This window comes from Ruegeria sp. PrR005 (assembly GCF_010500245.1).
GTDB lineage: Bacteria > Pseudomonadota > Alphaproteobacteria > Rhodobacterales > Rhodobacteraceae > Ruegeria_B > Ruegeria_B marisflavi.
Genome location: NZ_JAAGOX010000032.1, coordinates 52826 through 74789 on the forward strand (window position 1 = coordinate 52826; position 21964 = coordinate 74789).

Sequence of the window (21964 nt, forward strand, 5' to 3'; positions counted from 1 at the left end):
GCATGGTTTCGAACAAACCTCGGGGGTTGGGGCGTGGTTTGTCGGCTTTGATGGCCGATGTGACACAGTCGACGGAAGCCCAGGCCGCGGATGCGGCGCGACGCCCGGACCGGACGGTGCCAATCGAGAAACTGCGCGCAAACCCGAACCAGCCGCGGCGGACCTTTACTCAGGACGCGCTGAACGAGCTGTCTGCTTCGATCAAGGAGAAGGGCATTCTTCAGCCGCTGATCGTGCGACCGGTGGATGGTGGCATGTACGAGATCGTCGCGGGTGAGCGGCGCTGGCGGGCGGCGCAACTGGCCCAGTTGCACGATGTACCGGTTCTGGTGCGGGAACTGGATGATACTGAAGTTCTGGAAATCGCGATCATCGAGAATATCCAGCGCGCCGATCTGAACGCTGTGGAAGAGGCCGCGGGCTATCGGCAGTTGATGGACAAGTTCGGTCATACACAAGAAAAACTGGCCGAGGCGTTGGGGAAGAGCCGGAGCCATATCGCGAACCTGTTGCGTTTGCTGTCCTTGCCGGATGATGTTCAGCAGATGGTGGTCGAAGGGAAATTGTCGGCGGGACATGCCCGGGCCCTGATTACCAGCGAGAATCCGTCGGAATTGGCCAAGATCGTGGTACGCGATGGGTTGTCGGTACGGGCGACCGAAGCGCTGGTCAAGAAGCAGGGTGAGGGGGACAAGCCGGTGGCGACGGCACGTCCGAAATCCACTGGAGCGGACAAGGATGCCGATACCCGTGCATTGGAAAAGGACCTGTCGGCGATTCTGGCGATGAAGGTTACGATCAATCACAAGCCGGGCACCGAGTCCGGCCAGGTGATCCTGATGTACGAAAACCTTGATCAGTTGGACGATCTTTGCGCCAAACTCAGCCGTTAGGGCGGGTCCAGATAAAGATCAGCACCCCACCCAGAACCACGGCCTGTATGGCCAGGACGTGGGAGGGAGCCGATAATAGAATCGACAGACCGAAGACGGCGGCAATCGACAGGGTTGCCGCCTTTTTTGCACCCGGCCGGATGGCGCCGGATTGCTGCCAGTCCACGATCATCGGCCCAAACAGGCGGTGGGTCAGCAGCCAGGTGTGCAAGCGTTCGGACGAGCGGGCAAAGAAAAACGCGGCGAGCAGAAGGAAGGGGACCGTGGGAAGGAGCGGCAGGACAACGCCAATCAGGGCGAGGGCAACACAGACCAGTCCAAGAGCCGCCCAGATAAACTGCATTCTCTACTCCGACATCAGATCCAGAATGACCGCGTTCAGCACAGCGCGCCCTTGGGCCGTTGCCTTTAGCCGTGGCCCGTCGATGTCGATCATGCCCAGTTCAGCCAGATGGGCAAGGCGGTTCCGGTTCAGGGGCTGAGGGGAAAGCGCCTCGTACCTGTCGATATCTAGACCTTCGGCTATTCGGAGCCCCATCATCAGGTATTCATTGGCTTGATCTTGTAGAGATAGAGCCACGCGGCTCAACTCACCGGACCCTGCCGCCACGGACGAAAGCCAAGCGCCGGGGTTCAGCGGGCTTTCGGTGGCGTAGCGCTGACCACCTATGGTGAGGCGGCCATGGGCACCGGGGCCGATGCCGACATAGTCGCCATAACGCCAATAAATCAGGTTGTGGCGGGACTCGGCACCGGGTCGGGCGTGGTTCGAGACCTCATAGGCGGGCAGGCCATGGGCAGCGCAGACCTCTTGCGTGATTAGATACATGTCGGCGGCGTCGTCATCGGCGGGCAGACCGCGCAGTTTGCCCCGTGCGTAGCGGTCACCAAAGGCGGTGCCGTCCTCGATCGTCAATTGGTAGAGCGACAGGTGATCGACGGCCATGGCCAACGCTTCGTTCAACTCGGCGCGCCAGGCGTCGGGCGTCTGGTCCTGACGGGCATAGATCAGGTCGAAACTGACCCGGTCGAAACAGCGCCGCGCAATGTCGAACGCGGCGCGCGCCTCGGCCACGCTGTGAATGCGGCCCAGGCGGCGCAGGTCCTGGTCGTTCAGCGCCTGCACCCCCATCGAGATTCGGTTGACCCCGCCATCGTGATAGGCGGCAAAACGCCCGGCCTCGACCGAACCGGGATTGGCCTCGAGCGTGATTTCCATGTCGTTGGAGGTGGGCCAGAGCCGGCGGGCGGTTTCAATTACCGCCGCGACCGTTTCCGGCATCATCAGGGACGGGGTACCGCCGCCAAAAAAGATGGTGTTCAGTACCCGGCCCGGCAGCTCGGAGGCGGAGCGTTCAAGCTCTGCGACATAGGCTCTAACCCAGGCTTTTTGGTCTATTTCACGGGCGACATGGCTGTTGAAGTCGCAATACGGGCACTTGGCCTGGCAAAAGGGCCAATGCACGTAGAGGCCAAAGCCTCCATGCTGCCAGTCATCCGCCAAAACAGCCCTTTACAAATTTCTCGACCGCGCGGGCGCGGTGGCTGATCTTGTTCTTTTCCCAGCGGTCCATCTCGGCAAAGGTCACATCATAGCCCTCGGGTACGAACATCGGGTCATAGCCGAACCCTGCCGCGCCACGAGTGGGCCAGACCAGGTGACCGGGGGCCACACCCTCGAACACCTCGTCATGGCCGTCGGGCCAGGCCAGCACCAGCGTGCAGCGGAATTGTGCGAGGCGGGGGTGCGGGGCGCTCTTGGCCTCCAGCGCGTCATGGGCGCGGGTCATCGCCATCATGAAATCACGCCCATTGTCGGTTTCGGCCCAGTCCGCGGTGTAGACCCCCGGCGCTCCATCCAGCGCGTCGATGGTGATGCCGCTGTCATCGGACAGGGCGGGCAGGCCTGTGGTCCGGGCGGCGGCATGCGCCTTGATTCGGGCATTGCCGACAAAGGTGTCTTCGGTCTCTTCCGGTTCGGGCAGGTTCATTTCGGCGGCGCCAACGACCTTGACACCAAAGGGCCGGAGGAGATGTGCCATCTCTTCCAGCTTGCCCTTGTTGTGGGTCGCGATCAGCAGCGTGTCGCCTGTGAACCTGCGGGTCATGCGGTGGCGGCCTTTTGCGCGGCGACCAGTTCACCCACGCCCTTTTCGGCCAGGCCCAGCAGCTGATCCAGCTGCGCGCGGTTAAAGACAGAGCCTTCGGCACTCATCTGTACCTCGATCAGCTTGCCGGACCCGGTCATGATGAAATTGCCGTCAACGCCTGCCTCGCTGTCCTCGGGGTAATCGAGGTCCAGCACCGGCTGCCCGGCATAGATGCCGCAGGACACGGCGGCGACCGGATCGACCAGCGGGTCGGAAATCACGTCACCTGCCTTCATCAGCTTGTTCACCGCCAGGCGCAGCGCGACCCAGCCACCGGTGATCGACGCGCAGCGGGTGCCGCCATCGGCCTGGATCACATCACAGTCGACGGTGATCTGGCGTTCTCCCAGCGCCACCCGGTCGACGCCGGCGCGCAGGGCGCGGCCGATCAGGCGCTGGATTTCAACGGTACGGCCGCCTTGCTTGCCGCTTGCCGCCTCGCGCCGCATCCGGGTGTTGGTGGCGCGGGGCAGCATGCCGTATTCGGCGGTGACCCAACCCAGGCCCGAACCTTTGATGAACGGCGGCACGCGGTCCTCGATGGTGGCGGTGCACAGCACATGCGTGTCGCCCATCTTGATCAGGCAGGAGCCCTCGGCATGTTTGGTGAAGCCGGTTTCGATTGAAACCGGGCGCATTTCGCTTAGATCTCGTCCAGAGGGTCGCATGGGTCATCCTTTGTCTGTTGCGCAGGGGATACCGCCCGCAGGGGCGGCGATGCAAGCCCGATTGACCTTTTCCGGACAGCGGATTTAATGACCGGACAGTCAGGGAAGACAGATGAGTGACGCACGCAAAATCCTGGACGATCTGAACGATCGCTCGCGCGAGGTGTTTCGTCTGATCGTCGAAAGCTATCTCGACAGTGGCGAACCGGTCGGCAGCCGGACCTTGACCCGGACCTTGAGCGAAAAGGTCAGCGCCGCCACGGTGCGCAACGTGATGCAGGATCTTGAATATCTGGGCCTGCTGGACAGCCCCCATGTCAGCGCGGGCCGCATCCCGACGCAAATGGGGCTGCGGATGTTTGTCGACGGGTTGTTGGAGATCGGCGATCTGGACATGGGCGACCGGCAAAAGCTGGATGCCACCCTGGGCGGAAACACCGGCGATGTCGGCGGCGCGCTGGACAAGATTGGTGCGGCGCTGAGCCGGGTCAGCCAGGGCGCCTCGCTGGTGCTGACGCCCAAGCACGAGACCGAGATCAAGCATATCGAGTTCGTCTCTCTGGGCCATGACCGGGCGCTGGTGGTGCTGGTCTTTGCCGATGGACATGTGGAAAACCGTCTGTTCACCCCGCCGCCGGGGCAGACGCCCAGTTCGATGCGCGAGGCGGCGAATTTTCTGAACGCGCTGATTGAGGGCAAAACGCTGAGCGACGTGCGGCGGATGATGCAGACCGAGATCCGCGCCCGCCAGCAGGAGGTCGACGGGCTGGCCCGCGAGATGGTGGAAAGCGGCCTTGCCGTATGGGAAGGGCAGGGGGCCGATACAGCGCGGCTGATCGTCCGGGGCCGGGCGAATCTGTTGGGCGGCGCTGGTCAGGAAGAGGAGCTGGAGCGTATCCGGACGCTGTTTGACGACCTGGAACGCAAGCGCGACATCGCGGAATTTCTGGAATTGACCGAACAAGGCGAGGGTGTGCGCATTTTTATCGGGTCCGAGAACAAACTTTTCTCACTTTCGGGTTCCTCTTTGGTGGTGTCTCCTTATATGAACGCTGACCGAAAGATCATCGGAGCGGTCGGGGTCATCGGACCCACCCGCCTGAACTATGGACGGATCGTGCCGATTGTGGATTACACGGCACAACTGGTCGGGCGGCTGATTTCCGACCGGAGCTAGAGGTAGAAGAATGGCAGAGTCGAAGAACGAAGAGTTTCTGGACGATATCGCAACCGCCGAAGCCGAGGAATATGCCGAGGACATGGCAGAGATCACCGGCGAGGCCGCCGAGGTCGATGCGCTGCGGGCCGAGCGGGACGAATACAAGGACAAGTTCATGCGGGCGCTGGCGGATGCCGAAAACGTCCGCAAGCGCGGTGAGCGCGCGCGGCGCGAGGCCGAGCAATACGGCGGCTCGAAACTCGCGCGCGACATGCTGCCGGTTTACGACAACATGAAACGCGCGCTGGAGGCGATGACCGATGAACAGCGGGCGGTTTCGGGCGCGCTGATCGAGGGGATCGAACTGACGATGCGGGCGCTGCTGGATGTGTTTGGCAAGCATGGTATCCAGGTCCTGTCGCCGCAGGTGGGCGACCGATTCGATCCGCAGATGCACGAGGCGATGTTCGAGGCACCGGTGCCGGGCACCCGGGCGGGCGATATCATCCAGGTTTCGGCCGAAGGCTTCATGCTGCACGACCGACTGCTGCGCCCGGCGCAGGTTGGCGTATCGTCGATGCCTGCCGGCTGATTTTGGCTTCGCCAAACCTCCGGCGGGAGTATTCTCAGCGAGATGAAGGGGCGGTCAGGATCTGGCCGCCTCTTTCAGTTTATAGAGTACTTCCAGCGCCTGGCGGGGCGTCAGCTCGTCGGGGTGGATGTCCTTGAGCATCGCGTCGGCGGGTGAGGTCTTTGGCGCGGGCGGCGGCGGTGGCGGCGCGGCGGAGAACAGCGGCAGATCGTCGATCAGCGCCTTTTGCTTGCCGCCTTCGCGTTCGGATTTCTCCAGCTGGTCCAGCACCACCCGGGCGCGGGCCACGACCGAGGGCGGCAGGCCCGCCAGCTGCGCCACCTGCACGCCATAGGACCGGTCGGCCGCACCCTGGCGCACCTCGTGCAGAAAGATGACCTCGCCCTCCCACTCTTTTACGGCAACGGTCAGGTTCTCGACACCATCCAGCTTAGCGGCCAGTGCGGTCAACTCGTGGTAATGGGTGGCGAACAGAGCGCGGCAGCGATTAGTCGCGTGCAGATGTTCCAGCGTGGCCCAGGCGATGGAAAGCCCGTCATAGGTGGCGGTGCCGCGGCCGATTTCGTCCAGGATGACCAGTGCGTGGTCGTCGGCCTGGTTCAGGATGGCGGCGGTTTCCACCATCTCGACCATGAAGGTCGAGCGGCCGCGTGCCAGATCGTCCGAAGCGCCGACGCGGCTGAAAAGCTGGCTGACCACCCCGATATGGGCGCTGTCGGCAGGCACGTAGCTGCCCATCTGGGCAAGCAGGGCGATCAGCGCGTTCTGCCGCAGATAGGTTGATTTACCGGCCATGTTGGGGCCGGTCAGCAGGCGGATTGCGGCGCCCTTGTCGGCGCTGAGGTCGCAGTCATTGGCCACGAACGGCTCGCCGCCCTGTCGGCGCAAGGCGTGTTCCACCACCGGGTGGCGGCCGCCCTCGATGGCAAAGGCGCGTGAGGCGTCGACGCTGGGTCGGCACCAGTTCTCGGCCCGTGCCAGATCGGCCAGCGCGGTCGCAAGATCCAGCTCGGCCAGGCCGCGCGCGGCGAGGTTGAGGCGGGCGGCGGCCTCTAGTATTGCGCCGGACAGGCTGGAATAGAGCCGTTTTTCGATCTCGAGCGCGTGATTGCCAGCGTTCAGGATGCGGGTTTCCAGCTCGCTCAACTCGACCGTGGTAAAGCGCACCTGATTGGCGGTGGTCTGTCGGTGAATATAGGTCTCGCTCAGCGGCGGGTTCAGCATCTTGGCCGCGTGCGTGGCGGTGGTTTCGATGAAATAACCCAGCACGTTGTTGTGCTTGATCTTCAGCGAGGCGATGCCGGTATGTTCGGCATATTTCTGCTGCATCCCGGCGATGACGCCACGGCCCTTGTCGCGAAGCTCGCGCGCCTCGTCCAGTTCGCTGTCATGACCCGGCGCGATGAAGCCGCCATCGCGGGCCAGAAGCGGCGGCTCCGCTACCAGCGCGGTGTCGAGCAGGCCAAGCAGGTCGTCGAACCCGTTCAGATCGGCGCAGGCATTGGCAATCAGCCCCGGCAGATCGAGCCCGTCGCAGAGGGCGGCAATCGCCTCGGCCTGGCCCAGCCCGTTGCGGATCGCGGCAAGGTCGCGCGGGCCGCCCCGGTCCAGTGCCAGGCGCGACAGGGCACGGTCCAGGTCAGGCGTCTTGCGCAGGGCGGCACGCAGGTCGGCGGCCAGGGTGGTGTGGTCGATACAGAAGTCGAGCGCCGACAGCCGCGCGTGGATCACATCCAGATTGCGCGACGGGCTGGCAATGCGCTGTTCCAGCAAGCGCGCGCCGCCCGGCGTGACGGTGCGGTCGATCACCGAGAGCAGCGAGCCGCCGCGTTCGCCAGATAGTGAGCGCGTCAGTTCCAGATTGCGCCGTGTGGCGGCGTCGATCTGCATCACCCGGTCCTCGGCCTCTTGCACCGGGGGTTGCAGCAGCGGAAGTTTGCCCTTTTGCGTCAGTTCCAGATAGTCGATCAGAGCGCCCATGGCCGACAGCTCGGCGCGGGCGAAGGTCCCGAACCCCTCCAACGAGCCGACTTTGTAGAGCTCGCAAAGGCGCTTTTCAGCGGCCATGCTGTCGAAACTGGCCTTGCCCAGCGGGGTCAACGGGATGCGGTAATCGTCGACCAGCGGGCGCAGCTGCTGGAACACCGGTTCATCGACAACCAGCAGCTCAGAGGGGGCCAGCCGCGCCAGTTCCGGGCTGAGGCGCGGGCGGGTTACCGGCATCACGTGGAAGTCGCCGGTCGAGATATCGGCCCAGGCCAGCGCCGCGCCGCTGCGCACTTCGGCATAGGCGACCAGGAAGTTGTGACGGCGCGCCTCCAGCAAGGCGTCCTCGGTCAGGGTGCCGGGGGTCACCAGCCGCACCACATCGCGCCGGACCACGGATTTCGATCCGCGCTTCTTGGCCTCGGCCGGGCTTTCCATCTGTTCGCAGACGGCGACGCGGAACCCCTTGCGGATCAGGGTCAGCAGATAGCCCTCGGCGGCGTGGACAGGCACGCCGCACATCGGGATGTCCTCGCCCTCGTGCTTGCCGCGCTTGGTCAGCGCGATATCCAGCGCCTCGGCTGCGGCAATCGCGTCGTCAAAGAACATCTCGTAGAAATCGCCCATCCGGTAGAACAGCAAGGCGTCGGCATGGGCCTCTTTGATTTCCAGGTATTGGGCCATCATGGGTGTGACGGTGGTCAAGGCATTGTTCTCCGGCGGCTGGTGCGCGCGACCTTACAAATCCGGCCCCTGCGGCGAAAGGCGAAAACGCATTGTCGTTGAGGCGCGCGATTGCCTGCGCTATGACGCTGAAAGCCCGCATAGCAGAGAAACGACCCATCCCATGCCCAAAGCGAAGATCACAAACGAAGAGGCGCTGGCCTTTCACCTGGAACCGACCCCCGGCAAGTGGGAGGTCCAGGCCACCGTCCCCATGACCACGCAGCGCGATCTGTCGCTGGCCTATTCCCCCGGCGTGGCGGTCCCCTGCGAGGCGATCGCGGCCGATCCCGGGCTGGCCTATGACTATACCAACAAGGGCAACCTGGTTGCGGTGATCTCGAACGGGACGGCGGTTCTGGGCCTGGGCAACCTGGGCGCGCTGGGCGGCAAGCCGGTGATGGAGGGCAAGGCGGTGCTGTTCAAGCGCTTTGCCGACGTGAACTCGATCGACATCGAACTGGATACCGAGGATCCGGACGAGTTCTGCCGCGCGGTCAAGCTGATGGGGCCGACATTCGGCGGCATCAACCTCGAAGACATCAAGGCGCCCGAATGTTTCATCATCGAGCAGCGCCTGAAGGAAGAGATGGACATTCCCGTCTTTCACGACGACCAGCACGGCACGGCGGTGATCTGCGCGGCGGGGCTGATCAACGCGCTGCACATCTCGGGCAAAAAGATCGAAGATGTAAAGATCGTGCTGAACGGGGCAGGGGCGGCGGGCATCGCCTGTATCGAACTCTTGAAAACCATGGGTGCGCGGCACGAGAACTGCATCGTCTGCGACACCAAGGGCGTGATCTATCAGGGCCGTACCGAGGGCATGAACCAGTGGAAATCGGCCCATGCCATCAAGACCGAGCTGCGCAGCCTTGAAGAGGCGATGAAGGGGGCCGACGTGTTCCTGGGTGTCAGCGTCAAGGGCGCGGTGACGCAAGAGATGGTGCAGAGCATGGCCGACAACCCGGTCATCTTTGCCATGGCCAACCCTGACCCCGAAATCACGCCCGAGGAGGCGCACGAGGTGCGCCGCGACGCCATCGTCGCCACCGGGCGCAGCGACTATCCCAACCAGGTCAACAACGTGTTGGGCTTTCCCTATCTCTTCCGCGGCGCGCTGGATATTCATGCCCGCGCGATCAATGACGAGATGAAGATCGCCTGCGCCCATGCGCTGGCGGCGCTGGCGCGCGAGGATGTGCCGGACGAGGTTGCAATGGCCTATGGCAAGAGCCTGACCTTTGGCCGCGACTACATCATCCCGACCCCGTTCGACCCGCGTCTGATCCACCGCATTCCGCCCGCCGTGGCGCGTGCGGGTATGGATACCGGCGCGGCGCGGCGGCCGATCATCGACATGGATGCCTATGAGCTGGGCCTGAAATCGCGGATGGATCCGACCGCCAGCATCCTGCGCGGCATCAACGCCCGTGCCCGCAAGGCGCAAAGCCGGATGATCTTTGCCGAGGGCGACGACCCCCGGGTGCTGCGCGCGGCGGTGATGTATCAGCGCTCGGGCTATGGCAAGGCGCTGGTGGTGGGCCGACATGACGACGTGAAGACCAAGCTTGAAGCCGCGGGCCTGGAGGATGCGGTGCGCGAGTTGGAGGTGGTGAACGCCGCCAACACCACGCATCTGGAGACCTACAAGGAGTTCCTGTACGCGCGCCTGCAACGCAAGGGGTTTGACCAGAAGGATGTGCATCGCCTCGCCGCGCGCGACCGGCACGTGTTCTCGGCCCTGATGCTGGCACATGGGCATGGCGACGGGCTGGTGACCGGGGCGACCCGCAAGTCGGCGCATGTGCTGCACCAGATCAGCCATGTGTTTGACGCCGACGCCGCGCATGGGGCGGCAGGGATCACCGCGCTGTTGCACAAAGGCAAGATCGTGCTGATCGGCGACACGCTGGTGCATGAATGGCCCGACGAGCACGATCTGGCGACCATCGCCGAACGCGCCGCCGACGTGGCCCGCCATATGGGGCTGGAGCCGCGCGTGGCCTTTGTCAGTTTCTCGACCTTCGGCTATCCGATCTCGGAGCGGACAGAAAAACTGACAAAAGCGCCCAAGGTGTTGGAGGCGCGCGGCGTGAATTTCGAGTTCGAAGGCGAAATGACCGTCGATGTGGCGCTGAACCCGCGCTCGAAAGAGGCCTATCCCTTCTCGCGCCTCACTGGTCCGGCGAATATCCTGATCGTGCCGGCGCGGCACTCGGCCTCGATTTCGACCAAGCTGATGCAGGAGATGGCGGGCGCCACAGTGATTGGCCCGATCCTGACCGGTGTCGACAAGCCGATCCAGATCTGTTCGACCGTCTCCACCGCCAATGACATTCTGAACATGGCGGTGCTGGCCTCGGCCGAGATCGGCTAGGCCATGGCGATCTGGAACCTCGGCTCGATCAATGCGGACATGGTCTATGCCGTGCCGCATCTGCCCGGGCCGGGGGAAACGCTGGCCGCTTCGGGGATGGAGCGGTTTCTGGGCGGCAAGGGTGCCAATATGTCGGTGGCCGCCGCCCGCGCGGGTTCGCATGTGCACCATATCGGAGCGGTGGGGCCGGATGGGCGCTGGGCCATCGACCGGCTGACCGAATATGGCGTCGATACCCGCCATATCGCGACGCTAGAGGCGCCCACGGGCCATGCCATCATCGCGGTCGAGCCGGGTGGCGAGAACCTGATCGTTCTGTTGCCCGGGGCCAACCGGGCGATATCACCCGAGCGGGTCGCCAGCGTGCTGGCGGATGCCGTGCCGGGTGACCTGCTGGTGATGCAGAACGAGACCAGCGCCCAGATCGAAGCGGCGCGATTGGGTTGCGAAGGCGGCCTGACCGTGTGCTATGCCGCCGCCCCGTTTGACGCGCAGGCGGTGCGCGATGTTCTGCCATGGCTTGATTTCCTGATCCTGAACGCGGTTGAGGCCGAGCAGTTGCAACAGGCGACCGGCCTGTCGCCGGATCAGTTGCCGGTGCAGCATGTCATCGTCACCCTGGGATCCAAAGGTGCGCGCTATTTCGACACTAGTCAGGGGAAAATGGCGGAATATCCGGCGCATAAGGTCAAGGCGGTCGATACCACCGGGGCAGGTGATACCTTTACCGGTTATGTCCTGTCCGGGATGGATCGCGGCCTTCCGATGCCGCAGGCGATTGCTCAGGCGATGCGCGCCGCCGCGCTGATGGTGATGCGCCACGGAACCGCGGATGTGATCCCCGACCTGAAAGAGGTTTTGGAGGCGCGGTTCTAGCTGCCCGCAAAGGGTGCTGCATCGCCCCAAAGCTGTTTCACCCGCGCATCGCGGCCACAGGAATTGCGATAAAGCTTGTACGCCGTGTGCTGTCGTTTTGGGCCGAACCGGGTGAGCACAAGGCTGTCGCCCTTGTAATAGTCCTGATGATACGCCTCTGCCGGATAAAAGGGCCCAGCATCCAGAACCGGGGTTACGACCTTTTGTCCCAACTGAGCTTCGGCCTCGGCCCTTGCTTGGGCCGCAAGCGCGGATTCCTCTTTGTTAGAGACAAATATCGCGGTGCGATAGCTGTCGCCGCGATCACAGAACTGACCACCTGCATCCGTTGGATCGACCGAGCGGAAAAACAGATGCAGCAGGCGTTCACGTGAAACCCGGTCGGGGTCGAATGTGATCTGTACTGCCTCATAGTGGCCAGTGCCACCGCGCGTGACCTGCTTGTAGGTGGGGTTCTCGACCGTCCCGCCGGTATAGCCGGACACTGCACCCAGAACGCCGGGCACCTGTTCGAAATCGGATTCGACACACCAGAAACAGCCGCCCGCGACCGTCAGTGTCTCGGCGGGGGCCGCCCGTGCAGGGGCGGGTTGCAGCACGGATGCCAGTGCCATGGCGGTAACAAGGGCGATGGGTTTAAGCGTCTGGATCGGGGACATTGCGGACCTCCTCTTGCAGATATCTTCAGGCTGCCGCGATCGGACCCGTGCGACAAGCTGCCGACATGGTTTGTCACGCTCTGTTGATCGGTGGTTTACCCCTTGGAACCCGTGGGCGGGGCAGATAGCTTGCCCGCGAATTCACACCTTGAGGGGGGCAGGGATGAAAATCGCGATGTGGTCGGGGCCGCGCAACCTGTCGACGGCGATGATGTACGCCTTTGGCGCCCGGACCGATTGCGCGGTGATCGACGAGCCGTTCTATGCCGCCTATCTGGCGATGACCGGGTTGAACCACCCGATGCGGGAAGAGGTTCTGGCCGCGCAGCCGCAGGACCCTGAACAGGTGGCGGCGATGCTGGTTGGCGCCAATCCGGGCGCGCGGCCGTTCTGGTACCAGAAACACATGACCCAGCACATGATCCCCGGCATCCCGCGCGACTGGATGCGGTCGGTCTGCAACGTGTTCCTGATCCGCCATCCGGCGCGTGTGATCGCCAGCTATGCCGAGAAACGCGAAAACCCGACGCTTGAAGATATCGGATTCGCTCAGCAGGCAGAGCTGTTTGACGAGGTGTCGGGTTGGGGCGGCGACCCGGTGGTGATCGACAGCCACGATATTCGCGAGGATCCGGCGCGAATGCTGGAACGGCTTTGTGACCGGATCGGCGTGCCGTGGTCGCCGCATATGCTGAGCTGGCCCAAGGGTGGCCACAAGGACGATGGTGTCTGGGCGCGGCATTGGTACGGGGCGGTCTGGAACTCGACCGGGTTTGCAGGTCCCGAGGGGGAGTTGCCCGAGGTGCCGGAGACGCTGCAACCGGTGCTGGATGCGGCATTGCCGTTTTACGAACGGATGAAGGCCGAAAAGATCTGAATCGGGGTTAAGGGGCGCTGCCCCTCTGCGCCTTTGGCGCATTCACCCCGGGATATTTTGGGCAAGAGGAAAGGGCTATCGATGCGCAGATCTCTGGCTCATGTCGCGCTGGTGGTGCGGGATTATGACGAGGCCATCGATTTTTATGTCGGCAAGCTGGGGTTCGAGCTGGTCGAGGACAGCTATCAGCCGGAACAGGACAAGCGCTGGGTCGTGGTGCGGCCGGGCGCGGATGGCTGTTCGATCCTGCTGGCGCGGGCGTCCGACGCGCATCAGGCCCGATACATCGGCGATCAGACCGGGGGACGGGTGTTCCTGTTTCTGAGAACGGATGACTTCTGGCGCGACTACCAGGCGTTTCGCGATCAGGGTATCGAATTTGTCCGCGAACCCAAGGCGCAACCCTATGGCATCGTGGCGGTGTTCCGCGATCTTTACGGCACGCTTTGGGATCTGGTCCAGTTTACAGACGGCAGGCCCTGAACGCAGGCCGTTACAGGAGCTGCCCCAGCTTCATCGCCACAGCCATATTGCCGCTGATCTTGAGCTTGCCCATCATCACTCCGGTCATCGGGTTCAGCTTGCCGGTCAGCAGCTTGACCAGATTGTCCTGGCTCAGACGGATGGTGCAATCGGTGTCACGATCCTGGGTACTGGCGGTGTTGTCGGCCAGAACGATCACGCCATCCTCGCCGCAATCGAATTTCAGCGATCCGTCAAAGTTTTTGCCCGCCAGTTCGGCCTGCATCTTGTCGGCGATATCCTGAAGCATATCCGGCCCCTCATGTTGCTGGGAAAAGCGGTAAGAAACCGGCCCGCGCTTGGCAAGATTGACCAAGCGGCAGGGTCAGCCGCCCAGCGTGCGTTGGGTCAGGGGGCAGGGCGATCCGTCGTAGAAAGCATCGAGAACCGCGCGGAACTCGCCCGGCGCGTCCGGCACCGCAGCGAACAGGGTCATGGAGGAGCGCAGTTTCTTGGCGTCGATACTGCCCAGGATATCTTCGGGCCGTTTGCCGGTGTGGCCAAGCATCAGGCGGCTGACCTCGACCAGGCGGGCGCGCAATATGGGGTGAGCCAGATAGGCGGCGGCCTCGTCGAGATCCCCGATCCCGTAGAGCTGTGCCATATGCGACCGGCCCAGTTCGGCCAGTTGCGGAAAGACGAACCACATCCAGTGGCTTGTCTTCTGTCCCGCAGTCAGTTCGCGCAGGACATCCGGCCAAACGGTGTCCTGCGCTTCGACGAACATCTCCAGCTCGTCGTCTTCGTCAAAGTCGTCTTCGGCGCTCACTTGTCCGCGACGCGACGGTTGCGGGTGGCGATCAGTTTCAGCCGCAGTGCGTTCAGCTGGATGAAACCTTTGGCATCCTGCTGGTCATAGGCGCCTGCGTCTTCTTCGAAGGTCACGTGCTTTTCGGAATAGAGCGAGTGATCCGACCAGCGGGCGACGGTACGTGCCGAGCCCTTGTAGAGTTTCAGCCGGACGGTGCCCGACACATGCTCCTGGCTCTTGTCGATCAGGGCTTGCAGCATCTCGCGCTCGGGGCTGAACCAGAAGCCGTTATAGATCAGCTCGGCATAGCGGGGCATGATCGAATCCTTGAGGTGGCCAGCGCCGCTGTCCAGCGTGATCTGTTCGATGCCGCGATGCGCCTCAAGCAGGATGGTACCGCCGGGGGTCTCGTAAACGCCGCGCGACTTCATACCGACAAAGCGGTTTTCGACAAAGTCCAACAGGCCGATACCGTGCTTGCCGCCCAACTCGTTCAGACGGGTCAGGATGGTCGCGGGCGACATCGCCTCGCCGTTGATCGCCACCGCGTCACCCTTTTCAAAGGTGATCTCGATGAACTCGGGCGTGTCGGGGGCGTCTTCGACCGCAACGATGCGCTGGGCGACATAATCGGGCGCCTCGACGCCCGGATCCTCCAGCACCTTGCCCTCGGACGAGGTGTGCAGCAGGTTCGCATCGACCGAGAACGGCGCCTCGCCGCGCTTGTCCTTGGCGATCGGGATCTGGTTCTGTTCGGCGAACTCCAGCAGGCGGGTGCGGCTGGTCAGGTCCCAAAGGCGCCAGGGCGCGATCACCTTGATCTCGGGGTTCAGCGCATAGGCGGAAAGTTCAAACCGCACCTGGTCGTTGCCCTTGCCGGTGGCGCCGTGGGCCACCGCATCGGCGCCGTGTTCGGCGGCGATCTCGACTAGACGTTTCGAGATCAGCGGCCGCGCGATCGAGGTGCCCAGAAGATACAGCCCCTCGTACACCGCATTGGCGCGGAACATCGGGAAGACAAAGTCGCGCACGAACTCTTCGCGCACATCCTCGATATGGATGTTCTCGGGCTTGATGCCCAGCAGCTCGGCCTTTTTGCGGGCGGGTTCCAGTTCCTCTCCCTGGCCGAGATCGGCGGTAAAGGTGACAACCTCGCAGCCATATTCGGTCTGCAACCATTTCAGGATGATCGAGGTATCGAGGCCACCGGAATAGGCCAGGACAACTTTCTTGGGCGCGGACATCGGATTTCCCCTTAAACGCATGACGTGTGGGGCCTAGCGGGTTTTGCGGTTGGGGGCAAGTTGTGGCGTCGGATGTGCGACGAAATCGGGAGCAACCGGCGGCACACCAATGTATTCCTTGCCTCGGGCGCGGGGTTGCGGCAGTCAGGCGGAATGAGCGATTTCATGTCCCGTGCCCGCGCCGCCGAACAGGCGATGCGCGATGTCTTTCCCGCCACGCCGTTGCAGCGCAACGACCATCTGTCGGCGCGTTATGGCGCCGATATCTGGCTCAAGCGCGAAGATCTGAGCCCAGTGCGCTCCTACAAGATCCGCGGTGCGTTCAACGCGATGCGCAAGCAGCCGGGGCAGGGGCTGTTCGTCTGTGCCAGTGCGGGTAACCATGCACAGGGCGTGGCCTATATGTGTCGGCACATGGGGGTGCGCGGTGTGATCTTCATGCCGGTGACCACGCCGCAGCAGAAGATCCAGAAAACCCGCATGTTCGGCGGCGATCAGATCGAAATTCATCTGACTGGCGACTATTTCGACCAGACGCTGGCGGCGGCGCAGGCCTGGTGCGCGCAGGAGGGTGGCCATTTCCTGTCACCCTTCGACGATGCCGATGTGATCGAGGGGCAGGCCTCGCTGGCCGTCGAGATCGAGGAACAGCTGGGCGGCGTGCCGGACCATGTGGTGCTGCCGGTGGGTGGCGGTGGAATGTCGGCGGGGGTGGCGACCTGGTTCGGGGATCGCAGCCATTGCATCTTTGTCGAGCCCGAGGGCGGCGCCTGTCTGCGCGCGGCGCTGGCGGCGGGGCATCCGGTGACGCTCGACCATGTGGACAATTTCGTTGACGGCGCGGCGGTCGGGCGGATTGGGGAAAAGACATTCGAGCTGCTGAAGTCCCGGCACATGTCGGATGTGCTTGTGATGTCCGAGGACCGGATCTGTACCACCATTATCGAGATGCTGAATGTCGAGGGTATCGTGCTGGAACCCGCCGGCGCGCTGTCGGTCGAGGCGGTCGGGGATGTGCAAAGCTTCATCCGGGGCAAGACGGTGGTCTGTGTCACCTCGGGGGGAAATTTCGATTTCGAACGCCTGCCCGAGGTCAAGGAGCGCGCGCAGCGTTATTCGGGGGTCAAGAAATACTTCCTGCTGCGTCTGCCGCAACGTCCCGGCGCGCTGAAGGAGTTTCTGAACATCCTTGGACCGGATGACGATATCGCCCGGTTCGAATATATGAAGAAATCGGCGCGCAATTTCGGCTCTGTCCTGATCGGTATCGAGACCAGCAAACCTGAGAATTTCGAGCGGCTCTATGCCCGTCTGGACGAAGCCGGGTTCACCTATACCGACATCACCCGCAACGAAACGCTGGCGCAATTCGTGATCTGAGCGCGCTTACACATGCGCGGCCAGTTCCGCCTGGAACAGGTCGCGCGACTGCTCGAAATTCAGGACCACCGCCGCAACATCGACCTCGTTCGCCCTGCCTGCGGCGGCCATTCGTTCTCCATCCTGACACAGGGTGGAAAATGATCTGAATCCGAGGTTGAGCGCACTGCCCTTCAGGAAGTGAAGATCGCTCTCCAACCTGTCCGGATCGGGACTGTCCCGCATCCGGTCAATCACCTCTTCCACCTCTTCCAGAAACAGCTGTACGATTTCGCCGAAATCCTCGGCGCCGATCTCGTCCCTGAGTTGCGCAATGCGGGGCCAATTGATCATGACACGCCTCCGACCAGCTTCTGCTTCACTCTTGGTTAGGACATTGACGGTAAACACCGGGTTAAGAGGTCTGGACAACTGGTTAGAATTGTCCGTTTCACCGGATGTTAAGGGGCGTGTTCCAAACCTGTCTGTTATCAGCTTTTGGTGTGTTCAGGGTCGGGATAAGTGTTGCAGGGTAGGGAATTGGAGGCCCATGCCGAGATGGAGCCGGGGGCAATCCACAAGGTTCTGGTTGTCGACGACAGTCGGTTGCAGCGTCGGATTCTGTCCAGCTCTCTCAAGAAATGGGGCTTTGACGTGATAGAGGCCGACAGCGGCGAGCAGGCGATGGAAATCTGCGCGCAGTCGATGCCGGATCTGATCCTCAGCGATTGGGTCATGCCCGGGATGACCGGGGTTGAATTCTGCCGCACGTTCCGGCGGCTGAATTCGGACAAGTACTGCTATTTCATCCTGCTCACCTCCAAAAGCGAAAAGAACGAGGTGGCCCAGGGGCTGGATGCGGGCGCCGACGATTTCCTGATCAAGCCGGTCGATGCCGACGAATTGCGCGCGCGGATTTCCGCAGGTGACCGGATCCTGGGAATGCAGCGAGAACTGTCGCGCAAGAACCAGATGATCGCCCGCGCGCTGGACGAGCTCAAAGTCGCGCATGACGCCATCGACAAGGACCTGATACAGGCCCGCAAGATCCAGGAATCCCTGGTGCCGGAGTTCAGCCGCGACTTTGGCAGGTCGCGGGTCAGCCTGCTGTTGAAGCCCTGCGGTCATATCGGCGGCGATCTGGTCGGTATGTTCTCTCCCGGAGAGAACCGGCTGGGATTCTACAGCATCGACGTATCCGGCCATGGCATTACATCCGCCATGATGACTGCGCGGCTTGGGGGGTATCTGTCGAGCCTCTATTTCGACCAGAACGTCGCGATGGAAAAACGATTCGGCAAATTCTATGCGCTGCGCCCACCGCAGGAGGTGGCCAGCACGCTGAACTCGCGCCTGATCGCAGATGCCGGGATCGAGGAATACTTTACCATGGTCTACGCCATCATGGATCTGCGCAGCGGGCTGTTGAAGATGGTGCAGGCCGGGCATCCGCACCCTTTGCTGCTGCGTGCCGATGGCAGTGCTGAGTTCATTGGCGAGGGCGGCGTTCCGATCGGTCTGTTGCCGGATATCCCCTATACGCAGTACCAGACCCAGATGCATCCCGGCGACCGCCTGCTGCTTTACTCCGACGGTTTCACGGAATGTCGGCTGGAAAACGGCGAAATGCTGGAACCCGAGGGTTTGCTGAGCCTGGTTCGCGACTGCGATCCGCAACAGGGCGGGCAGGAGTTTCTGGATGACCTGTTCTGGCGGCTGACACAGGTCATGTCGGCCGAACACGGATTGGAAGACGACGTTTCAGCCACGTTCCTGGAGTTCAACGGTCCCTGAGACGGCGAAGGTGCCGGGCGGCAAAGTGCCGGTCGCCCGCGTTGCCCAGCGCCTCGACCGCCGCGTCGGCGGCCATCCACAGCGCGGTATGGGCCGGTTCGGTCGGCGGTCCGAGGCGGCGCACCGGCCGGGCAGAGTAGATCAGACAGATCTTTTCGGCCCACAGGTCGTATTCCGGCATATAGGTGAACCGCCGGAACGTGCCGACGCGCCGCGGTGCCGCGATCAGCCAGCCGGTTTCCTCATAGACCTCGCGGTGCAGGGCGGTGATTGGCGATTCGCCCGGGTCGATGCCCCCGCCCGGCAGTTGCAGGTCCGGGTCCGGATCGGCCTGGCACGTCAACAGCAGCGCATCACCGCGCGGCAACAGTGCATAGGCGCCAACCCGGCGGATATATGTCCGCCCCGGTTCCGGGGTTTCACCGAAACGTCTGATCATGTAAGGCCCCTTTCAACGCGGCTTGTCCGACCCTATATGGTCGCGATATGCCAAGACCTGGCGTACAAGGAAACCCCATGACTATCGGAACCAAAATCGCGTGGGACGACACGGTCCTGCCTTTTCAGTTGGATTTGCCCCAGATGCGCGGCCGTATCGCCCGGCTTGACGGGGTTCTCGAGGGCGTCCTGAAACAGCACGACTACCCGCCCGTGGTCGAGGCGCTGGTGGCCGAAATGGCCCTGTTGACCGCGCTGATCGGCCAGACGATCAAGCTGCGCTGGAAACTGTCGCTTCAGGTGCAGTCGAACGGCCCGGTGCGGATGATCGCCACCGACTATTACGCCCCCAAGGTTGAGGGCGAACCGGCGCGCATCCGCGCCTACGCCAGTTTCGACCGCGACCGCCTGACCAACGAGGCGCCGTTTGCGCAGATCGGCAAAGGGTATTTCGCGATCCTGATCGACCAGGGCAAGGGCACCCAACCCTATCAGGGTATCACGCCGCTGGCGGGCGGATCGCTCAGCGCCTGTGCCGAGGCTTATTTCGCCCAGTCTGAACAATTGCCCACGCGGTTCGTGCTGCGGTTTGGCAAGTCCATCGAACCGGGTGTGCCCGAACACTGGCGCGCCGGGGGCATCATGCTGCAACACATGCCCAAGGCGTCACCCTTTGCCGCCAGCGGTCCCGGTAACGGCGATATCCTGAGCGCCGACGATCTTGTCGATGGCGAAGAGGGCGAGAACTGGAACCGCGTCAATATCCTGCTCGACACTGTCGAAGAGCTGGAGCTGATCGGGCCGGCCCTACCGCCGACCGACTTGCTGGTGCGCCTGTTCCACGAGGAACAGCCGCGCGTTTACGATTCGCAATCGGTTCGCTTCGGCTGCACCTGTTCCGAGGATCGGGTGCGTCAAAGCCTGTCGATCTACTCGCAAAAGGACATCGGCCATATGACAACCGATGACGGCATGGTCACTGCCGATTGCCAGTTCTGCGGTGCTCATTACATTCTGGATCCCGAGAGCCTCGGGTTCGAGGCGAACCAGGGTGAATGATCCGGTCGCCTCTCTGTTGGCGGCGCTGTCGCGGCCTGGGCCGGGGTCGAGCGATTTCGATCTGAACCCCGGAACCGTTTTGCCCGAGGGCCGCAAGCTGCGCCCGGCCGGGGTGCTGGTGCCGGTCACGCTGGCGCAGGGTGCGCCACGGGTGATCCTGACCAAACGCTCCTCGGCGTTGAAACACCATCCCGGCCAGATCGCTTTTCCGGGCGGCAAGCAGGACGAGGGCGATGCCGATGTGATCGCCGCGGCCCTGCGCGAGGCGCATGAGGAAATCGGCCTGCCGCGCGATCTGCCGCAGGTGCTGGGCACGTTGCCCGCGCATGAAACCGTGACCTCGTTCATGGTGACGCCGGTGGTGGCCGTGATCGAGCACGGGTTCGACATCCGGCCCGAGCCGGGCGAGGTCGAAGAGGTGTTTACCGTTCCCCTGTCTCATCTCATGGCGCCGGGGAATTACTCGGTCCAGTCGCGCCGCTGGCGCGGACAGCGGCGGCATTACTATACTGTGCCCTGGGGCCCCTATTACATCTGGGGCGCGACCGCGCGGATGCTGCGCGGACTGGCGGCAAGGATGCAGGACGAATGAAGATCACCGACCCCTGGCTGACCCATAAGGCGACGCAGGCGGTCTGCCGGGTCCTCACCGATGGCGGCGCGCAGGCGCTGTTTGTCGGCGGTTGCGTTCGCAACGCACTGCTGGGCGCCCCGGTCAGTGATATCGACATCACCACCGACGCCCGGCCCGAACGGGTGATCGAGCTGGCCAAGGCGGCCGGGATCAAGGCAATCCCGACCGGTATCGAACATGGCACCGTGACGCTGGTCAAAGGTGGTATCCCGCACGAGGTCACCACCTTTCGCCGCGATGTGGAAACCGATGGGCGCCGTGCGGTGGTGGCGTTTTCGGAGTCGCTTCACGAGGATGCGGCGCGGCGCGATTTCACCATGAACGCGCTTTATGCCCGGCCGGATGGCAGCATTCTGGACCCGCTCGATGGCCTGCCCGACCTGCAAGCGCGCCGGGTCCGGTTTATCGGCAATGCCACCGACCGTATCCGCGAGGATTACCTGCGCTCGCTGCGCTATTTCCGCTTTCACGCCTGGTATGGCGATGACGGTGCCGGGTTCGATGCCGATGCGCTGGCCGCAATAGCCGCCAATCTCGACGGGCTGGCCCGGCTGTCGCGTGAACGGGTCGGGGCCGAGTTGTTGAAGTTGCTCGGCGCCCCCGACCCGGCGCCCGCGGTGGCGGTGATGCGCACGACAGGAGTGCTGGCGCAGATTCTGCCCGGCGCGGACGACCGCGCGCTTGCCCCGCTGGTCCATCTCGAAGGCAATCTGCCCGCCGATCCAATCCGCCGCCTTGCGGCGCTGGGCGAACCCGAAGTGATGGAGAACCTGCGGCTGAGCAAGGCGCAGATGACGGCGCTGGCCCGGTTGCGGGCAGCGGTGCCGGGCACTGCCTCGCCGGGTGAGCTTGGTCACGAATTAGGGATCGCTGCCGCCCGCGATGCCTTGCTGCTGCGCGCTGCACTTCTGGAAACGCCCTTTGATCCCGCTTGCCTGACCGAGGTGGAGCGTGGCGCAGAGGCCATTTTTCCCATATCGGCCAAGGACTTGATGCCTGCCTATTCCGGCAAGGCGCTGGGCGAAAAATTGGCACAACTCAAGTCGCGCTGGATTTCGTCTGGCTTCACACTTGACCGCGCGGCGCTGTTGTCCGACCAATTTTGACGCAAGGTCAAGACTTTCCCTCGTGACAGACCGGTCCATTTCCGATTACGGTCGGCCCTGAAACCTGACAGGAGGGATGCGAATGTATTACGGG

The 21964-nt window shown here is 63.2% G+C and carries 23 protein-coding genes; 12 read left to right on the top strand and 11 right to left on the bottom strand.

Annotated elements, in window-relative coordinates; all coding sequences use genetic code 11:
* The first annotated feature begins 2 nt into the window (after positions 1-2).
* Complete coding sequence (locus G0P99_RS15800; RefSeq protein WP_164131452.1) at positions 3-893, top strand: ParB/RepB/Spo0J family partition protein; 891 nt, start codon at positions 3-5, stop codon at positions 891-893.
* On the opposite strand, the gene G0P99_RS15805 is transcribed toward G0P99_RS15800, so the two are convergent.
* Genes G0P99_RS15805 through rph form a run of 4 tightly spaced genes read right to left on the bottom strand, consistent with a single transcriptional unit; the run spans position 883 to position 3711 of the window.
* Positions 883-1236 (bottom strand): YbaN family protein, encoded by a 354-nt coding sequence (locus G0P99_RS15805; RefSeq protein WP_164131453.1) that lies wholly within the window; start codon positions 1234-1236, stop codon positions 883-885. The two genes, G0P99_RS15800 and G0P99_RS15805, sit on opposite strands and share 11 nt — an antisense overlap.
* A gap of 3 nt (positions 1237-1239) precedes the next feature.
* Positions 1240-2397 carry a radical SAM family heme chaperone HemW gene (gene hemW, locus G0P99_RS15810; RefSeq protein ID WP_164131454.1) on the bottom strand — a complete coding sequence of 386 codons (1158 nt, stop codon included), beginning with the start codon at positions 2395-2397 and terminating at the stop codon, positions 1240-1242.
* Positions 2387-3001 carry an RdgB/HAM1 family non-canonical purine NTP pyrophosphatase gene (gene rdgB / locus G0P99_RS15815; RefSeq protein ID WP_164131455.1) on the bottom strand — a complete coding sequence of 205 codons (615 nt, stop codon included), beginning with the start codon at positions 2999-3001 and terminating at the stop codon, positions 2387-2389. Before rdgB ends, hemW begins: the two co-directional genes overlap by 11 nt.
* Complete coding sequence (gene rph / locus G0P99_RS15820; protein WP_164131456.1) at positions 2998-3711, bottom strand: ribonuclease PH; 714 nt, start codon at positions 3709-3711, stop codon at positions 2998-3000. The genes rdgB and rph overlap by 4 nt, the downstream gene beginning before the upstream one ends.
* Positions 3712-3823: 112 nt before the next feature.
* On the opposite strand from rph, the gene hrcA reads away from it, so the two are divergent.
* On the top strand, positions 3824-4888 hold the full coding sequence (gene hrcA / locus G0P99_RS15825) for a heat-inducible transcriptional repressor HrcA (protein WP_164131457.1): 1065 nt from the start codon (positions 3824-3826) through the stop codon (positions 4886-4888).
* Positions 4889-4898: 10 nt separating this feature from the next.
* Positions 4899-5462, top strand: coding sequence for a nucleotide exchange factor GrpE (locus G0P99_RS15830; protein WP_164131458.1), 564 nt, complete (start codon positions 4899-4901; stop codon positions 5460-5462).
* A gap of 54 nt (positions 5463-5516) precedes the next feature.
* On the opposite strand, the gene mutS is transcribed toward G0P99_RS15830, so the two are convergent.
* Positions 5517-8135 carry a DNA mismatch repair protein MutS gene (mutS, locus tag G0P99_RS15835; RefSeq protein WP_164131701.1) on the bottom strand — a complete coding sequence of 873 codons (2619 nt, stop codon included), beginning with the start codon at positions 8133-8135 and terminating at the stop codon, positions 5517-5519.
* Between the two features lie 160 nt (positions 8136-8295).
* Here mutS and G0P99_RS15840 point away from each other — a divergent pair, with 160 nt between their 5' ends.
* Positions 8296-10551 carry an NADP-dependent malic enzyme gene (locus G0P99_RS15840; protein ID WP_164131459.1) on the top strand — a complete coding sequence of 752 codons (2256 nt, stop codon included), beginning with the start codon at positions 8296-8298 and terminating at the stop codon, positions 10549-10551.
* Positions 10552-10554: 3 nt separating this feature from the next.
* A complete protein-coding gene (locus tag G0P99_RS15845) occupies positions 10555-11427 on the top strand; it encodes a ribokinase (RefSeq protein ID WP_164131460.1) in 873 nt (290 codons plus the stop codon).
* On the opposite strand, the gene msrA is transcribed toward G0P99_RS15845, so the two are convergent.
* Positions 11424-12086 carry a peptide-methionine (S)-S-oxide reductase MsrA gene (gene msrA / locus G0P99_RS15850; RefSeq protein WP_164131461.1) on the bottom strand — a complete coding sequence of 221 codons (663 nt, stop codon included), beginning with the start codon at positions 12084-12086 and terminating at the stop codon, positions 11424-11426. The two genes, G0P99_RS15845 and msrA, sit on opposite strands and share 4 nt — an antisense overlap.
* A 163-nt stretch (positions 12087-12249) precedes the next feature.
* On the opposite strand from msrA, the gene G0P99_RS15855 reads away from it, so the two are divergent.
* The gene (locus tag G0P99_RS15855; RefSeq protein WP_164131462.1) at positions 12250-12963 is read left to right on the top strand and encodes an HAD family hydrolase; all 714 of its coding nucleotides are present in this window, start codon (positions 12250-12252) and stop codon (positions 12961-12963) included.
* Positions 12964-13044: 81 nt separating this feature from the next.
* On the top strand, positions 13045-13446 hold the full coding sequence (locus tag G0P99_RS15860) for a VOC family protein (protein WP_164131463.1): 402 nt from the start codon (positions 13045-13047) through the stop codon (positions 13444-13446).
* A 10-nt stretch (positions 13447-13456) separates the two neighbouring features.
* Here the strand turns inward: G0P99_RS15860 and G0P99_RS15865 are convergent, their stop codons facing one another.
* The 3 genes from G0P99_RS15865 to G0P99_RS15875 form a co-directional block, all read right to left on the bottom strand.
* The gene (locus tag G0P99_RS15865; RefSeq protein ID WP_164131464.1) at positions 13457-13735 is read right to left on the bottom strand and encodes an SCP2 sterol-binding domain-containing protein; all 279 of its coding nucleotides are present in this window, start codon (positions 13733-13735) and stop codon (positions 13457-13459) included.
* Between the two features lie 75 nt (positions 13736-13810).
* Positions 13811-14254 carry a DUF1810 domain-containing protein gene (locus tag G0P99_RS15870; protein WP_370462810.1) on the bottom strand — a complete coding sequence of 148 codons (444 nt, stop codon included), beginning with the start codon at positions 14252-14254 and terminating at the stop codon, positions 13811-13813.
* On the bottom strand, positions 14251-15480 hold the full coding sequence (locus G0P99_RS15875; protein ID WP_164131465.1) for an argininosuccinate synthase: 1230 nt from the start codon (positions 15478-15480) through the stop codon (positions 14251-14253). Before G0P99_RS15875 ends, G0P99_RS15870 begins: the two co-directional genes overlap by 4 nt.
* Before the next feature lie 153 nt (positions 15481-15633).
* On the opposite strand from G0P99_RS15875, the gene ilvA reads away from it, so the two are divergent.
* Entirely contained in the window at positions 15634-16860 is a 1227-nt protein-coding gene (gene ilvA, locus G0P99_RS15880) for a threonine ammonia-lyase IlvA (RefSeq protein ID WP_164131466.1), read from the top strand.
* A gap of 6 nt (positions 16861-16866) precedes the next feature.
* On the opposite strand, the gene G0P99_RS15885 is transcribed toward ilvA, so the two are convergent.
* Complete coding sequence (locus G0P99_RS15885; RefSeq protein ID WP_164131467.1) at positions 16867-17193, bottom strand: Hpt domain-containing protein; 327 nt, start codon at positions 17191-17193, stop codon at positions 16867-16869.
* Positions 17194-17397: 204 nt separating this feature from the next.
* Between G0P99_RS15885 and G0P99_RS15890 the strand changes: the two genes are divergently transcribed.
* Positions 17398-18633, top strand: coding sequence for a PP2C family protein-serine/threonine phosphatase (locus tag G0P99_RS15890; protein ID WP_164131703.1), 1236 nt, complete (start codon positions 17398-17400; stop codon positions 18631-18633).
* On the opposite strand, the gene G0P99_RS15895 is transcribed toward G0P99_RS15890, so the two are convergent.
* Complete coding sequence (locus tag G0P99_RS15895) at positions 18620-19072, bottom strand: NUDIX hydrolase (RefSeq protein ID WP_164131468.1); 453 nt, start codon at positions 19070-19072, stop codon at positions 18620-18622. The genes G0P99_RS15890 and G0P99_RS15895 overlap by 14 nt on opposite strands.
* Before the next feature lie 77 nt (positions 19073-19149).
* Between G0P99_RS15895 and G0P99_RS15900 the strand changes: the two genes are divergently transcribed.
* The 3 genes from G0P99_RS15900 to G0P99_RS15910 are packed head-to-tail and all read left to right on the top strand — an operon-like array spanning position 19150 to position 21870.
* A complete protein-coding gene (locus G0P99_RS15900; protein ID WP_164131469.1) occupies positions 19150-20130 on the top strand; it encodes an Hsp33 family molecular chaperone HslO in 981 nt (326 codons plus the stop codon).
* Positions 20131-20146: 16 nt separating this feature from the next.
* Positions 20147-20722 carry a CoA pyrophosphatase gene (locus G0P99_RS15905; protein ID WP_239059847.1) on the top strand — a complete coding sequence of 192 codons (576 nt, stop codon included), beginning with the start codon at positions 20147-20149 and terminating at the stop codon, positions 20720-20722.
* Complete coding sequence (locus G0P99_RS15910; protein ID WP_164131471.1) at positions 20719-21870, top strand: CCA tRNA nucleotidyltransferase; 1152 nt, start codon at positions 20719-20721, stop codon at positions 21868-21870. The genes G0P99_RS15905 and G0P99_RS15910 overlap by 4 nt, the downstream gene beginning before the upstream one ends.
* Positions 21871-21964 lie beyond the last annotated feature (94 nt).

Bases quoted from the DNA above. Each gene is read 5' to 3' on its own strand.
- G0P99_RS15800 (WP_164131452.1), top strand. From the start codon at position 3: ATGGTTTCGAACAAACCTCGGGGGTTGGGGCGTGGTTTGTCGGCTTTG.
- G0P99_RS15805 (WP_164131453.1), bottom strand. From the start codon at position 1,236: ATGCAGTTTATCTGGGCGGCTCTTGGACTGGTCTGTGTTGCCCTCGCC.
- rdgB (WP_164131455.1), bottom strand. From the start codon at position 3,001: ATGACCCGCAGGTTCACAGGCGACACGCTGCTGATCGCGACCCACAAC.
- rph (WP_164131456.1), bottom strand. From the start codon at position 3,711: ATGCGACCCTCTGGACGAGATCTAAGCGAAATGCGCCCGGTTTCAATC.
- hrcA (WP_164131457.1), top strand. From the start codon at position 3,824: ATGAGTGACGCACGCAAAATCCTGGACGATCTGAACGATCGCTCGCGC.
- G0P99_RS15830 (WP_164131458.1), top strand. From the start codon at position 4,899: ATGGCAGAGTCGAAGAACGAAGAGTTTCTGGACGATATCGCAACCGCC.
- mutS (WP_164131701.1), bottom strand. From the start codon at position 8,135: ATGATGGCCCAATACCTGGAAATCAAAGAGGCCCATGCCGACGCCTTG.
- G0P99_RS15840 (WP_164131459.1), top strand. From the start codon at position 8,296: ATGCCCAAAGCGAAGATCACAAACGAAGAGGCGCTGGCCTTTCACCTG.
- G0P99_RS15845 (WP_164131460.1), top strand. From the start codon at position 10,555: ATGGCGATCTGGAACCTCGGCTCGATCAATGCGGACATGGTCTATGCC.
- msrA (WP_164131461.1), bottom strand. From the start codon at position 12,086: ATGTCCCCGATCCAGACGCTTAAACCCATCGCCCTTGTTACCGCCATG.
- G0P99_RS15855 (WP_164131462.1), top strand. From the start codon at position 12,250: ATGAAAATCGCGATGTGGTCGGGGCCGCGCAACCTGTCGACGGCGATG.
- G0P99_RS15860 (WP_164131463.1), top strand. From the start codon at position 13,045: ATGCGCAGATCTCTGGCTCATGTCGCGCTGGTGGTGCGGGATTATGAC.
- G0P99_RS15865 (WP_164131464.1), bottom strand. From the start codon at position 13,735: ATGCTTCAGGATATCGCCGACAAGATGCAGGCCGAACTGGCGGGCAAA.
- G0P99_RS15875 (WP_164131465.1), bottom strand. From the start codon at position 15,480: ATGTCCGCGCCCAAGAAAGTTGTCCTGGCCTATTCCGGTGGCCTCGAT.
- ilvA (WP_164131466.1), top strand. From the start codon at position 15,634: ATGAGCGATTTCATGTCCCGTGCCCGCGCCGCCGAACAGGCGATGCGC.
- G0P99_RS15885 (WP_164131467.1), bottom strand. From the start codon at position 17,193: ATGATCAATTGGCCCCGCATTGCGCAACTCAGGGACGAGATCGGCGCC.
- G0P99_RS15890 (WP_164131703.1), top strand. From the start codon at position 17,398: ATGGAGCCGGGGGCAATCCACAAGGTTCTGGTTGTCGACGACAGTCGG.
- G0P99_RS15895 (WP_164131468.1), bottom strand. From the start codon at position 19,072: ATGATCAGACGTTTCGGTGAAACCCCGGAACCGGGGCGGACATATATC.
- G0P99_RS15900 (WP_164131469.1), top strand. From the start codon at position 19,150: ATGACTATCGGAACCAAAATCGCGTGGGACGACACGGTCCTGCCTTTT.
- G0P99_RS15910 (WP_164131471.1), top strand. From the start codon at position 20,719: ATGAAGATCACCGACCCCTGGCTGACCCATAAGGCGACGCAGGCGGTC.